Annotated in this window: 12 protein-coding genes and 1 pseudogene; 4 read left to right on the forward strand and 9 right to left on the reverse strand. The window is 64.7% G+C overall.

All coding sequences use genetic code 11. From position 1 onward, the window contains the following. Positions 1-7: 7 nt before the first annotated feature. Positions 8-337 carry a DUF2790 domain-containing protein gene (locus tag F3J43_RS17440; protein WP_286184723.1) on the reverse strand — a complete coding sequence of 110 codons (330 nt, stop codon included), beginning with the start codon at positions 335-337 and terminating at the stop codon, positions 8-10. 286 nt (positions 338-623) lie between these two features. On the opposite strand from F3J43_RS17440, the gene F3J43_RS17445 reads away from it, so the two are divergent. Then, positions 624-1,961 carry an OprD family porin gene (locus F3J43_RS17445; protein WP_166889268.1) on the forward strand — a complete coding sequence of 446 codons (1,338 nt, stop codon included), beginning with the start codon at positions 624-626 and terminating at the stop codon, positions 1,959-1,961. 124 nt (positions 1,962-2,085) lie between these two features. On the opposite strand, the gene F3J43_RS17450 is transcribed toward F3J43_RS17445, so the two are convergent. Then, positions 2,086-2,286 carry a hypothetical protein gene (locus F3J43_RS17450; protein WP_166889271.1) on the reverse strand — a complete coding sequence of 67 codons (201 nt, stop codon included), beginning with the start codon at positions 2,284-2,286 and terminating at the stop codon, positions 2,086-2,088. Positions 2,287-2,370: 84 nt separating this feature from the next. Continuing rightward, positions 2,371-3,189, reverse strand: coding sequence for a protein phosphatase 2C domain-containing protein (locus tag F3J43_RS17455; RefSeq protein ID WP_166889274.1), 819 nt, complete (start codon positions 3,187-3,189; stop codon positions 2,371-2,373). Positions 3,190-3,392: 203 nt separating this feature from the next. Between F3J43_RS17455 and F3J43_RS17460 the strand changes: the two genes are divergently transcribed. After that, entirely contained in the window at positions 3,393-3,881 is a 489-nt protein-coding gene (locus F3J43_RS17460) for a VOC family protein (RefSeq protein WP_166889277.1), read from the forward strand. Here F3J43_RS17460 and yddG read toward each other — a convergent pair. Beyond that, positions 3,862-4,742, reverse strand: a pseudogene (gene yddG / locus F3J43_RS17465) (aromatic amino acid DMT transporter YddG). The gene F3J43_RS17460 and the pseudogene yddG overlap by 20 nt on opposite strands. 166 nt (positions 4,743-4,908) lie before the next feature. Here yddG and F3J43_RS17470 point away from each other — a divergent pair. Beyond that, positions 4,909-5,379, forward strand: a complete 471-nt coding sequence (locus F3J43_RS17470) for a hypothetical protein (RefSeq protein WP_166889280.1) — start codon at positions 4,909-4,911, stop codon at positions 5,377-5,379. A gap of 16 nt (positions 5,380-5,395) precedes the next feature. Here F3J43_RS17470 and F3J43_RS17475 read toward each other — a convergent pair whose 3' ends face one another. Together F3J43_RS17475 and F3J43_RS17480 are read right to left on the reverse strand one after the other, a co-directional pair. Beyond that, the gene (locus F3J43_RS17475) at positions 5,396-6,232 is read right to left on the reverse strand and encodes a TIGR03915 family putative DNA repair protein (protein ID WP_205297937.1); all 837 of its coding nucleotides are present in this window, start codon (positions 6,230-6,232) and stop codon (positions 5,396-5,398) included. Next, on the reverse strand, positions 6,229-7,446 hold the full coding sequence (locus F3J43_RS17480) for a putative DNA modification/repair radical SAM protein (RefSeq protein WP_166889286.1): 1,218 nt from the start codon (positions 7,444-7,446) through the stop codon (positions 6,229-6,231). Before F3J43_RS17480 ends, F3J43_RS17475 begins: the two co-directional genes overlap by 4 nt. Before the next feature lie 213 nt (positions 7,447-7,659). Between F3J43_RS17480 and mqo the strand changes: the two genes are divergently transcribed. After that, positions 7,660-9,171, forward strand: a complete 1,512-nt coding sequence (gene mqo / locus F3J43_RS17485) for a malate dehydrogenase (quinone) (protein WP_286184746.1) — start codon at positions 7,660-7,662, stop codon at positions 9,169-9,171. Positions 9,172-9,265: 94 nt separating this feature from the next. Here the strand turns inward: mqo and F3J43_RS17490 are convergent, their stop codons facing one another. From F3J43_RS17490 to F3J43_RS17500, 3 genes are all read right to left on the reverse strand, one after another. After that, positions 9,266-9,754: a signal peptidase II gene (locus F3J43_RS17490; protein ID WP_166889292.1), complete on the reverse strand. Its 489-nt coding sequence runs from the start codon at positions 9,752-9,754 to the stop codon at positions 9,266-9,268. A gap of 195 nt (positions 9,755-9,949) precedes the next feature. Next, positions 9,950-11,194: a saccharopine dehydrogenase family protein gene (locus tag F3J43_RS17495; RefSeq protein ID WP_166889295.1), complete on the reverse strand. Its 1,245-nt coding sequence runs from the start codon at positions 11,192-11,194 to the stop codon at positions 9,950-9,952. 36 nt (positions 11,195-11,230) lie between these two features. After that, complete coding sequence (locus tag F3J43_RS17500; RefSeq protein WP_166889298.1) at positions 11,231-12,328, reverse strand: carboxynorspermidine decarboxylase; 1,098 nt, start codon at positions 12,326-12,328, stop codon at positions 11,231-11,233. Positions 12,329-12,346: the final 18 nt, after the last annotated feature.

Raw genomic sequence — 12,346 nt, forward strand, 5'->3', positions numbered from 1 at the left:
CTCGCGGCTACTTGTTGTTGATGCACTGCGACTGCACCACGTAGCGCACGGTGCGCAAGGTACCCTGGCTGTCCTCGAAGGTCATCAGCCGTGGCACCACGTTGCAGGTACGCGGATCGCCGGACTGGCGCACGAAGCGGGCGACGTCCAGTTTCATGCCGTAGCGGTAGTCGACGATGTCCGGCATGGGCTTGTCGCGTTTCGCGGCATAGGCGGCCACCGCCTGCTGGTGGTCCTGGAGCAGTTGTTCGTTGCGCTGCTGGGAAAAGCCAGTGGCCTGAGCGGACAGGGACAGTGCCAGCAGGGCGGCGATCAAGGTCGGTCGTAGCAGGGTCATGGTGCGAACCTCCGGGAGATGGATTTCGCAGTCCACGCTAGCGACGGCCAACCCACAGGGGCATGACGGCAGGGTTACAGATGTGAAAGGTCGCCTGGCGTGATGCCCACCCCCTAGTTCCCGTCCCCCATGACGCGATTGTAATCCTGCGCTCACCTTCCCGTTATCCGCCAGCGGCGAGCATCTGCCTCGGCCGAAGGGGCTGGGTGCGCGCGCATCTGGCCAGACCAGGGACGCTCCAGCGCCAAGGCCCGACAACAAGAACAGCCAATCGAAGGAGCATCGGATGACCAACCGTCCAACACTTCCCCTGGCCGCGCTGCTGGCGCTGAGCGGCCCTGGCGCCTGGGCCGCCGAGCCGTCGCCGGAGGGGTTCATCGAAGGCAGCCGCCTCAGCGTGCTCAACCGCAACTACTACTTCAACCGCGACCACCGTGATGGCCCGGCGCCGACCTACCACCGTGGCAAGGCCAGCGACAATGGCTACTCCGAGGCCTGGGCCCACGCCATCATCGCCCGCTTCGAGTCCGGCTTCACCCCAGGCACCGTGGGTGTTGGCGTGGATGCCTTCGCCATGCTCGGGCTCAAGCTCGACACCGGCGGCGGGCGTAACGGCGGGCGCAGCTCGTTCGACGTGCTGCCGGTGGACCGCGATGGCCAGGCGCGCGACGAATACACCAAGGTCGGCGGTGCGGCCAAGGTACGCCTGCTCGACACCGTGCTGCGAGTTGGCGATGTGTTCCCGGCCAACCCGGTGGTCGCGGCTGGCGACTCGCGCCTGCTGCCGGAAAGCTTTCGCGGCGTGACCCTGGAGAACACCAGCCTGGCGGGGCTGACGCTGCAGGCCGGGCGGTTGCATGGGATGAGCCAGCCGGTGTCCAGCGACCTGCGCGACACCTTCGTGACCTTCTATGGCGGGCCGGTGGACTCGCCCTGGATCGCCTACGGTGGTGGCGACTACGCGATCAACGACAACGTCAGTGTCAGCCTGTTCGGCAGTCGTCTGAAGGATGTCTGGAACCAGTACTACGCGGGTACCAGCATGATCTGGCCGCTGTCGGAGCAGTTGGCGCTGATCGGTGCTTTCAATTTCTACAATGCCAGGGACGAGGGGCGCCAACGCCTGGGGCGTTTCGACACCGATATCTGGAGCGCCAAGCTTGGCGTGCGCTACGGCGCCCACACGGTGGCCCTGACCCATCAGCGCAACAACGGCGACAACGACTTCGACTACCTGCGCCAGTCCGACTCGATCTTTCTCGACAACTCCATCCAGTACAGCGACTTCAACTCGCCGAAGGAGCGCTCGTGGATGCTGCGCTATGACTTGAACCTGGCCGCCTACGGCATTCCCGGACTGTCATTCATGACGCGCTACGGACGCGGCAGCGACGCCGACTACAGCCACGCCAACGCCTACTACATGCGCCGCGACGGCAACGGCGATCCGCTCACCGGGCAGAAACGCTGGGAGCGCGACATCGAGGTCAAGTACGTGGTGCAGACCGGTCCGGCCAAGGACCTGTCGTTGCGCGTGCGCCAGGCCACGACTCGAGCCACGGCCTTCGAGTCGGACCTGGACGAGGTGCGGGTGATCGTCGAGTACCCGCTGTCGATTCTCTGAGTTGGCGCATTCACCCAGAGCAGCCGACGCGCTCCTTTGGTTACGGGTGGATACTTTGGCGCCTCGCAGAGGCGCCTTTTTTTACCAATGCGATACAAGACTCAGCTGTTTTTCCCGGGCTGTATCACGATGGCCAGGGCATCAGGTTCCGGACCGGTTTTCCAGCGCGCTTGCTGTCCGGCGAGACCACCGCGCCGACCAGCAGTACAGCGTTGGCGCTGGCCAGGGGCACGCAGGCGACCAGCACGCCAGCCAAGGCCAGGCGACGCCAGTGAGTGAGGTGGGAGGGTAGGGCATGTCCATTCTCCTTTGGCTTGCGGCCCATGTTGCAGGCTCAAGGGTGTGACCGACGTAGTGTCGCGGGAGTTTCAACGGATCAACGCACGACGTCGGACAGGGACATGCCGCATCAGCCGATGCGCAACCACAGGGCGGAAGCATCGTCGCTCATCTTGAAGCGCGGATAGCGCAGGCAGGCTGCGTCCTCCTGCTCGATGGCACGCAGTGTCCGCGCCAGTCCGTCGAGGCCGTGGTGGCACAGGTGCTCGAAGAAACTGGCCGGGGTGTGGACCTGGTAGGTGTCGAACAGCGCGGCGAAACCATCGCTCAGCAGCAGCAGGTCGTCGCCGCGTGCCACTGGCGTACGGGTGTACAAGGTGCCATCCCGGGAGGCTTGCGGATCGACGCCCAGTACCGCCCGTGGCCGCTCGCGGGCCGTGCGGCGATCGGCAAGTACCGCAGGGGTGCGCACGCCATGGGCGCCAGTACCTGGGCCCAGGGCGGCGGCTTCGGCGCGCTCGGCCTCGCGGTCGGGCTCCGGGGTGAGGAAGGCGATGCCGTCCTGGCCGCGGTGCAGCACCACGCAGTCGGCCAGGTGCGCGCAGACCAGGCTATCGCCCTCCAGTGCCACTGCGGCAAAGGCTGCGCGAGGCAGCTCCCAGGCCGCCAGAGGTTCGCGCTGGCGATCACGCGCGTAGTCACGGGCGAGGGCATCGAACACGCGTTCGCAGATCCCCTGCAACGGCCCTTCGTCGGCACTGGCAAAAGCGCGTTGCGCGGCGCTGGCCAGCCAGGCGGCGCCACCGAGCTCGCCCAGCAGGCCGGGCGGGCCGAGGTTGGTGGCACCGTCGATGACCCAGGCATGGCGCGTGGCGCAGCCGATCCGGTCATCGTTGGGAACGTCGGGCTTGCCGGCCAGGCTCAGGGTCTGGATCAGGTCGAAATGCATGGGGGCTCCGTGTCGAGGGGCTGGAATCCAGCACGAAGCCACGACCTTGAACGCTCTTGGCGCGCGCGTCAAACCCGCGATCTGGCCCAGGTCTTTGCCTGCCTGGGCGCAAGCACATCCGCGGCCGTTGATCGCCGAAGCCGGCCCGGGCGGGCTGGGGAGGTAGACTCGGGTGACTTCTTCGGCACGCGGGAGACGCGAACATGACCCCCAAGAACATCATCTGCCTGTGGTTCGATGGCGACGCCCTGGACGCGGCGAACTTCTACGCCAGCACCTTTCCCGACAGTCGGGTGAGCGCCGTGCACAAGGCCCCCGGGGACTATCCTGCGGGCAAGACCGGGGATGTGATCACCGTGGAATTCACGGTGATGGGCATCCCCTGCCTTGGACTCAATGGTGGTTCCGCCTTCAAGCACAGCGAGGCGTTTTCGTTCCAGGTGGCCACCGATGACCAGGCCGAGACCGATCGCTACTGGAATGCCATCATCGGCAACGGTGGCCAGGCCAATGCCTGTGGCTGGTGCAAGGACAAGTGGGGCATCTCGTGGCAGATCACCCCGAGGGTCCTTTCCCAGGCCATCGCCAACCCTGACCCTGCGGCTGCCAAGCGGGCGTTCGAGGCGATGATGACCATGGACCGGATCGACATCGCTGCCATCGAGGCTGCGCTCAGTCGCGCGGACGGGTAGCCTGCCAGCACAGCAGCGAACCCAGGGTGACCAGTGCCGCGCCTTGCCAGAACTGGCCGCTCAACCAGGCGCCGAGCCACAGCGCGGCGAACGCCGAGGACAGCACCGGGGCAAAGTACGAGGCGGTGGCCAGTAATGTCAGGTTGCCGCGCAGGATGCCGATGTTCCATAGCGCGTAACCACCGGCGATGGCCAGCCCGGCACCGGCCAGCTCGAGGCTGGCACCGAGTCTGAAGGCTGGCAAGATTTCCTGGCTCAAGGCGTATTTACCCCACAGCACCACGGCGGTGAGCAGGAAGAACAGCACCACATGGTTCTGGCCGTTGGCGTAGCGTCGGGTGATGTTGCAGTACAACGCGAAGGTGATCGCGCAACTGGCAGCCAGGCCGTAGCCGAGCGGGTTGGAGCGGATGTTGGCGAGCACGCTGTCCAGCGCCAGGCCGTCGCTGCCGACTACCCAGAGGATGCCGAGCAACGCCAGGACGGTACCTGGCACGATGTACCAGCGCGCGGCCTGCCGGTTCATGACGATGGCCAGTAGCACGGTCAGGCTCGGCCACAGGTAGTTGACCACCATCAACTGGATGGCCTGGGTGCTGTCCAGGGCGTAGCCCAGCGCCAGCGACAGGCAGATCTCGTAGGTCACGAACAGGACCGAGCCGCTGACCAGGTAGAGCGGCGTGGCCTTGCGCAGGCGCGGTTTGCCCAGCAGGGCCACCAGCAACAAGGCGCCAAGGGTATAGATCAGTGCGGCGCACCAATGGCGCCGAAGTGCTGGCTGACACCACGGATCAGCCCCGAGGCCGTGCTCCACAGCAGGATGGCGGCCAGGCCGCAGAGGGTCGCGTTGCGCCCGGTGATGTGCGCCATGGGCGAACCTCGAAGGAAGGCCCGCCAGTCTATAAGTCTGGACACCTTGGCGACAAATCTTGTGTCAGAGTGGTCCGCGGATATTCGGATTCTGCAGGCACTGGCTCTAGAATGGCGACTTCATCGCACGTCGATGCGGTACAGGGAGAGCATCTTGGTGCAACCGGAAGAAGGCGATTTTGCCAGTCAGGTCTGGCAGTGGTTCGGTGAGGAACGCTATCGGCTCATCCTCGGGCTTGGAGCGCTGTATCCAGCGTTGGACTACCTGGCCCTGGACGCGGATACACAAGTCAACAGCACGCCGATGTGCCCGGCCTGCGAGGCCTGGTACGGGCGCATCGTGCCTGTGCATGATGCGCTCGAGGCGTGGGGTGGGGAGTTGCCAGCGCGAGTGCGCGAGGCATTGGCGGCTGTTTGGCGACATGCCCAGGGCTTGAGCGAGGAGGCCTTGCGTTGTGGCGACTGGCCGATTTTCCGGGAGCCGGATTGGGTTGCGCTGCGGGAAGCGGCGGCCGAGGCGCTTCGTGTGCTTGGCTGGGAAGCGCTCGAAGAGCATCTCGAGGCATTGTTGCAAGACTGCCGTGAAGCGGACGAGCGGCGCCGACGTACAGGGCTGTTCATCGACTGACGTGTGGGCGGACAACTTAACCTTCAGCTTTTCTGATCCGCTTGCCTGCCTGCTGGGCTACTTCCCACGCCTGGCCGTCCCGCTGCTTGCCATGGCGCGCCTGGCCGACCAGTTCGGGAATCAGCGGGCCCTCTGGCAGGTGGCGCCAGAAGCGTTCGGGCAGGTGCTGGCGCAGCGCGTCGGGGTTGAGCCGTGCGGGGTTGAAGGTGTGCCGGTAGTAGGTGAGCCACAGCTCGGCCTCCGGATCCTCGGCGTTTCGCGCCCATTGCCGCCAGTCTTCCGGGCACTGGCGGTGGTAGTCCAGGGTCTGGCCATCGAAACGGATGCCTTCGCGCGGGGTCGCGATCAGCCAGCGCTGGCGTCCCAGACGGTCGACGAAATGGCCGGCGGCGCTGTCGAGCACGTCATGGGCCGGTTCGTGGTAGGCGACCAGGTCCAGTTGCAAGTGCTCGGCCAGTCTGGCGGGTAACGGCACGAAGCGCACGAAGGCGTGCAGGTGATGGGCTTCGCGGCCGACCTGGCGGATCCGCCGTTGCAGCTCGCTCCCCAGGCGGTCGCCCGCGAGCATGGCGGTACGGTCGCCATGGGCGACGCGCCAGAGTACTTCGTAGAGCAGGTTCCAACGTTGCTCGCCACGGTAGCGGCCAGCCTGTTCCAGTTGCGCCAGCAACGATGCCGGTATCCGCGCGCGAAACGGGCCAGGGCCGTCGGGCAGTGGCGCGACCGCGGCCAGAAGATCGCCCATCGGGCCCTGGTTCCAGGTCACTTCGGCCGGGTCGACGCCATGCCCGAGCAAGCGGCGTGCCTGGTTACGCCAAGTGGCGAAGCAGTCGTCGCAGTCCAGCGCGATCATCCCCACAACCCCATCTGCACGGGCGCCTGGGGCTCGCGCAAGCGTTCACGCAGCAGGCCGCTGCGTACATCGCCCTGGGCCGGGCGGTAGTCGCTGGTGACGATGAACGGGCGGGCCTTTTCCAGTACGCAACGCAGCTGGATCAGGTCGTCGTAACGGACCTTGCGTTCGCGGCGCAAGGCCACCAGGCGTTGCACGCTGCGCAGGCCGATGCCAGGGATGCGCGCCAGCAGCGCCGGTTCGGCACGGTTCAGGTCGAGGGGGAACACCTCGCGGTTGGCCAGGGCCCAGGCCAGCTTGGGGTCGATGTCCAGCTCCAGGTTGCCGTCGGCAAGCAGTTCGCCGGCCTTGTAGCCGTAGCCGCGCAGGAGAAAGTCGGCCTGGTACAGGCGGTGCTCGCGCAGCAGCGGCGCTACGGCCAGCGGCACGCTGGCGGGGCTGTCGGGGATCGGGCTGAAGGCTGAATAGTAGACGCGCTTGAGGCCATAGCCGTGGTACAGCGATTCGGCGTTGCGCAGCAGGGTGCTGTCGTCGGTGGCGTCGGCGCCGACGATCACCTGGGTGCTCTGTCCGGCTGGGGTGAAGCGGGGCGCGCGCGGCTCGCCGGCGACGGCCTGCTGGCCCTGGTGGATCACGGCCATGGCCTGGTGGATGGTGCTGGTCTTTTTCTCGGGTGCCAGGCGCCTGAGGCTGGTGTCGGTGGGCAGCTCGATGTTGACGCTCAGGCGGTCGGCGAGCAGCCCGGCTTCCTCGATCAGCAGCGGATCGGCATCTGCAATCGTCTTGAGGTGGATATAGCCGCGGAATCCATGGGTTTCGCGCAGCAGGCGGGCGACGCGGATCAACTGCTCCATGGTGTAGTCGGCCGAGCGGATGATGCCAGAGCTGAGAAACAGGCCGCTGATGCAATTGCGCCGATAGAAGTCGAGGGTCAGGCGCACCACTTCCTCAGGGCTGAAGCGGGCGCGTGGCACGTTGCTGGAGCGGCGGTTGACGCAGTACTGGCAATCGTAGAGGCAGAAGTTGGTCAGCAGTATCTTGAGCAGCGAAACGCAGCGGCCATCGGGCGTGTAGCTGTGGCAGATGCCCATGCCATCGGTGGCGCCGAGGCTGTCGTGGCCACGAGAACTGCGCCTGGGCGCGCCGCTGCTGGCGCAGGAGGCATCGTATTTGGCGGCGTCGGCGAGGATGCCGAGCTTGGCGATCAGTTGCATGGGAATGATCTGTTGTACTGTATGTGTATACAGTATTCCGCCCCGTGGCTCATGGCAAGTGCAGGGCTTCATTGCGTTTCGGCAATACCCCAGTGTTTCGCTCAGCTACGCTTCACTGCAGATTCATCTCCAGATCATGGACAGCTGAAAGCGGGAGTGCGCATGAAGATCAACCACAAGACGAAATGGCTGCTCGGGGGCCTGTGCCTTGCCATGGGCCTGGGGACCGCCCAGGCCGCCGAGGACAAGAAGGTCGACGTGCTGCTGGTAGGCGGCGGCATCATGAGCTCCACCCTGGCGATCTGGCTCAGCGAACTGGAGCCGGGCTGGTCGATGGAGATGGTCGAGCGCCTGGACAAGGTCGCCGAGGAGAGCTCCAACGGCTGGAACAACGCCGGGACCGGCCACTCGGCGCTGGCCGAACTCAACTACACGCCGGAGAAGGACGGCAAGATCGACATCAGCAAGGCGGTGGAGATCAACGAGTCGTTCCAGGTCACCCGGCAGTTCCTCGCCTGGCAGGTGCGTCAGGGCGTGCTGAAGAACCCGCGTTCGTTCATCAACACCACCCCGCACATGAGCTTCGTCTGGGGCGATGACAACATCAAGTTCCTGAAGAAGCGCTATGACGCCTTGCAGGCCAGCCCGTTGTTCAAGCCGATGCAGTATTCCGAGGACAACGCGCAGATCGCCAAATGGGTGCCGTTGATGATGGAGGGGCGCGACCCCAACCAGAAGCTGGCGGCAACCTGGACGCCGATCGGCACCGACGTCAACTTCGGTGAAATCACCCGCCAGTATGTGGGCTACCTGCAGACCCGTCCGAATTTCGACCTGAAACTGTCCAGCGAGGTCGAGAACATCACCCGCAACGCCGATGGTAGCTGGCATGTCGAGTACAAGAACCTCAAGGACGGCAGCACGGCGGCCACCGATGCCAAGTTCCTGTTCATCGGCGCCGGCGGCGCCGCCTTGCCGCTGCTGCAGAAGTCCGGCATCGACGAGGCCAAGGACTACGCCGGCTTCCCGGTCGGGGGCTCGTTCCTGGTCACCGACAATCCGGCCATCGCCCAGCGTCACATGGCCAAGGCCTACGGTATCGCCGCCACCGGCGCGCCGCCGATGTCGGTGCCGCACCTGGACACCCGGGTGCTCGATGGCAAGCGCATGATCCTGTTCGGACCGTTCGCCACCTTTTCCACCAAGTTCCTCAAGGAGGGCTCGCTGCTGGACCTGTTCGCCAGCATGTCGCTGCACAACACCTGGCCGATGGTGCGGGTCGGAGTACGCGAGTTCGACCTGGTGCAATACCTGATTGGCCAGGTGCTGCAATCCGACGATGACCGCTTCGCGGCCCTGCAGACCTATTTCCCCGAGGCGAAGAAGGAAGACTGGCGCCTGTGGCAGGCCGGGCAACGGGTGCAGATCATCAAGAAGGACGAGAACCAGGGTGGGGTACTCAAGCTCGGCACCGAGATCGTCACCTCGAAGGACGGCAGCATCGCCGGCCTGCTGGGCGCTTCGCCAGGGGCCTCGACCGCGCCGCCGATCATGCTCGACCTGCTGAACCGGGTGTTCAAGGACAAGCTGGCGACACCGCAGTGGCAGGCGAAGATCAGGGAGATCGTGCCGTCCTATGGCATTCGCCTGAACGAGCATCCGGACAAGGTGCAGGAGGAGTGGCGCTACACCAACGAGGTGCTGCAACTGGCGCCGGCGCAATAGCGCTTTCAGGTTGCATGCGGGGAGGGCGCGAGCGGGCCAGTGGCAGCGCCTGGTCTTCGACAAGGCGCTGCTGGAGCTGTTTGCGGGACGCTCCTCAGCCCTTGCCGGGGCGGGTCAAGGCGTCCACCAGCAGCACGGCCGCACCGGCCATGATGGCGATATCCGCCAGGTTGAACACGCCGGTGTGCAACGGCCCGAGGTTGAGCACCAGGTAGTCGACCACATGGCCGTCGCGACTCACTCGGTCGATCAGGTTGGACAGGCCGCCGACGGCGATGAACCAGGCAGCGCAAGCCTTTACCGGGGCGTGCTGCCACTGCTTGAAGGCCCAGATGCTGGCCCAGCAGCACACCAGGCCGACGGCCAGCACGAACACCAGCAGCTTGAGCACAGGCGCCAGCCCGGCGCCCAGGCTCAGGAATGCGCCGGGGTTGAGGCTCAGGCTGATGTCGAGCCACAGTGGCTGGCTGCCAAGGACGTAGCTGTGGTCCTTCAGGGCCACCAGGGCGATCAGTTTCACCCACTGGTCGAGGATGATGAAGGCGACACCCAGGATCAGGGTGAGGGTACGACTGGAGAGCATGCTGGCATTTTCCTTCGCTGCGCGGAGGGTTCCGTCCGGTATTGGCGGCTGTCGCGGCAGCGTGGCGAAGATAGCGCAGGCATGGCCGGACATAAAGTTCGGGTGCGCAATCGAGGGCTTCGGCAGCCCGGCAGGACCTGGCGCGGTGACGGAAAAAGAGAAGGGGCGCCTGTTGGCGCCCCTTCTTCGTGCAGCTTAGGCTTCAGCGTCCCACGGACGATCGCCTTTCTCATCTTTCACGCGGGTCGGCAGGCCCATCAGGTCCAGCGCCTTGAGGAACGGCTCGGCCGGCAGTTCCTCGACGTTGACCATGCGCCCGGCGTCCCACTGGCCGCGGGCGACCAGCAGGGCAGCCGCCACCGGCGGCACGCCGGCGGTGTAGGAGATGCCCTGGCTGTCGGTCTCGGCGTAGGCCTCTTCGTGGTCGGCCACGTTGTAGATGAACACCTCGCGCGGCTGGCCATCCTTGGTGCCCTTGACCAGGTCACCGATGCAGGTCTTGCCGGTGTAGCCCGGGGCCAGCGAGGCCGGGTCGGGGAGCACGGCCTTGACCACTTTCAGTGGCACCACTTCCAGGCCTTCGGCGGTCTTCACCGGCTGCTCGGACAGCAGGCCGAGGTTCTTCAGCACGGTGAACACATTGATGTAGTGCTCGCCGAAGCTCATCCAGAACCGCACGTTCGGCACGTCGAGGTTCTTCGAGATCGAGTGCACTTCGTCGTGGCCGGTGAGGTACAGGTTCTGCGAACCCACCACCGGCAGGTCGTCGGTGCGCTTGACCTCGAACATGGTGTTGCTGGTCCACTGGCTGTTCTGCCAGCTCCACACTTGCCCGGTGAACTCGCGGAAGTTGATTTCCGGGTCGAAGTTGGTGGCGAAGTACTTGCCGTGGGAACCGGCATTGACGTCGAGGATGTCGATCGAGTCGATGCGGTCGAAATACTGCTGCTGCGCGAGTTTCGCGTAGCTGTTCACCACACCCGGGTCGAAGCCGACACCGAGAATGGCGGTAATGTTCTTCTGCTGGCACTCCTCGAGGTGTTTCCACTCGTAGTTGCCATACCAGGGCGGGGTTTCGCAGATCTTGCCCGGTTCTTCGTGGATCGCGGTGTCCAGGTAGGCGACACCGGTATCGATGCAGGCGCGCAGCACCGACATGTTGAGGAAGGCGGAACCAACGTTGATCACGATCTGCGATTCGGTCTCGCGGATCAGTGCCTTGGTCGCCTCGACATCGAGGGCATTGAGCGAGAAGGCCTGGATGTCGGCGGGTACCTTGAGGCTACCCTTGGCCTTGACGCTGTCGATGATGGCCTGGCATTTGGAGATGTTCCGTGACGCGATGGCAATACGACCGAGTTCGTCGTTATGCTGCGCGCACTTGTGGGCCACCACCTTGGCGACACCTCCTGCACCAATGATAAGAACGTTCTTCTTCAATTTACCTGTTGCTCCTTACTTCAAAGGGCCTGTCCGTCAGGACAGGCTGGAAACGTAGTCGTCGAAGCCGAATTCGCGCACCAGTTCGACGCTGCCGTCGAGCTGCTTGACCGCGATCGAAGGCATCTTCAGACCGTTGAACCAGTTTTTCTTGACCATGGTGTAGCCGGCGGTGTCGACGAACGACAGGCGGTCACCGATCTGCAGCGGCTGGGTGAACTGATACTCGCCGAAGATATCGCCGGCCAGGCACGACTTGCCGCAGACCATGTAGGTGTGCTCGCCATCGTTGGGGGCCATCTTGGCGTTGAGGCGGTAGATCAGCAGGTCGAGCAGGTGCGCTTCGATCGAGCTGTCGACCACGGCAAGGTGCTTGCCGTTGTACAGCGTGTCGAGCACGGTCACTTCCAGCGAGGCGCTGTTGGTGATGGCCGCTTCGCCCGGTTCCAGGTAGACCTGCACGCCGTACTGTTCCGAGAAGGCCTTCAGGCGCGCGCAGAACGCGTCCACCGCATAGTCTTCGCCGGTGAAGTGGATGCCGCCGCCAAGGCTGACCCACTGGACCTTGTGCAGCAGGTGGCCGAAGCGCTCCTCGATGTGCGTGAGCATCTTGTCGAACAGGCTGAAGTCGCCGTTCTCGCAGTTGTTGTGGAACATGAAGCCGGAGATCTTCTCGATCACCTTCTCGATCTTTTCCGGGTCCCATTCACCGAGGCGGCTGAACGGACGCGCCGGGTCGGCCAGCAGGTAGTCGGAGCTGCTCACCTGCGGATTGACGCGCAGGCCGCGGACCTTGCCTGCGGACTGTTCGGCGAAGCGTTCGAGCTGGCCGATGGAGTTGAAGATGATCTTGTCGCAGTTCTCCAGCATTTCTTCGACTTCGTCGTCGGCCCAGGCCACGCTGTAGGCGTGGGTCTCGCCAGCGAATTTCTGGCGGCCGAGCTTGAGCTCGTAGAGCGAGGAGGAGGTGGTGCCGTCCATGTACTGCTGCATCAGGTCGAACACTGACCAGGTGGCGAAGCACTTGAGGGCGAGCAGGGCCTTGGCCCCGGACTGCTGGCGGACATAGGCGATCTTTTCCATGTTGCCCAGCAGTTTCTGTTTGTCGATGAGGTAGTACGGCGTCTTGATCATTTAAAGGCCCCCGGCCAG

Origin of the sequence: Pantoea sp. Cy-639 (assembly GCF_011752525.1) — a bacterium.
In the GTDB taxonomy this organism is placed as follows: Bacteria; Pseudomonadota; Gammaproteobacteria; order Pseudomonadales; family Pseudomonadaceae; genus Aquipseudomonas.

Coding starts and splice junctions, on each gene's coding strand:
- F3J43_RS17440 (WP_286184723.1), bottom strand. CDS start 337: ATGACCCTGCTACGACCGACCTTGATCGCCGCCCTGCTGGCACTGTCC.
- mqo (WP_286184746.1), top strand. CDS start 7,660: ATGGGCCTGGGGACCGCCCAGGCCGCCGAGGACAAGAAGGTCGACGTG.
- F3J43_RS17475 (WP_205297937.1), bottom strand. CDS start 6,232: ATGATCGCGCTGGACTGCGACGACTGCTTCGCCACTTGGCGTAACCAG.
- F3J43_RS17450 (WP_166889271.1), bottom strand. CDS start 2,286: ATGGGCCGCAAGCCAAAGGAGAATGGACATGCCCTACCCTCCCACCTC.
- F3J43_RS17480 (WP_166889286.1), bottom strand. CDS start 7,446: ATGCAACTGATCGCCAAGCTCGGCATCCTCGCCGACGCCGCCAAATAC.
- F3J43_RS17500 (WP_166889298.1), bottom strand. CDS start 12,328: ATGATCAAGACGCCGTACTACCTCATCGACAAACAGAAACTGCTGGGC.
- F3J43_RS17445 (WP_166889268.1), top strand. CDS start 624: ATGACCAACCGTCCAACACTTCCCCTGGCCGCGCTGCTGGCGCTGAGC.
- F3J43_RS17455 (WP_166889274.1), bottom strand. CDS start 3,189: ATGCATTTCGACCTGATCCAGACCCTGAGCCTGGCCGGCAAGCCCGAC.
- F3J43_RS17490 (WP_166889292.1), bottom strand. CDS start 9,754: ATGCTCTCCAGTCGTACCCTCACCCTGATCCTGGGTGTCGCCTTCATC.
- F3J43_RS17460 (WP_166889277.1), top strand. CDS start 3,393: ATGACCCCCAAGAACATCATCTGCCTGTGGTTCGATGGCGACGCCCTG.